The organism is Thermorhabdus hydrogeniformans (genome assembly GCF_049310025.1).
Classification (GTDB): domain Bacteria; phylum Bacillota; class Thermosediminibacteria; order Thermosediminibacterales; family Tepidanaerobacteraceae; genus JBJYKD01.
Map to the genome: position 1 here is coordinate 1 of NZ_JBJYKD010000196.1, position 260 is coordinate 260.

A 260-nucleotide genomic window follows, 5' to 3' on the forward strand; every position below is an offset into this window, starting at 1 on the left:
ACCCCCGGATCTTAGCTTGCTTGCAGCTCCCCGGGGCGTTTCGCCGCTCGCTGCGCCCTTCGTCGCCCTCTTACGCCCAGGCATCCTCCGTGTGCCCTTCTTCGCTTGACCTTAAGCGAAATTGTTCTCTTCTTTACCCGTTTTTCCACTTCACTGTGCAGTTTTCAAGGTGCAATTCTTTATAACCAAACAGTGCCACGCCCGGGTCAAGTTTCTCCTTAGAAAGGAGGTGATCCAGCCGCACCTTCCGATACGGCTAC

General features: G+C 55.0%; 1 rRNA gene. It reads right to left on the bottom strand.

From position 1 onward, the window contains the following. Nucleotides 1–111 (bottom strand): 23S ribosomal RNA (locus ACKX14_RS16090); the annotation flags it as partial. Nucleotides 112–260: the final 149 nt, after the last annotated feature.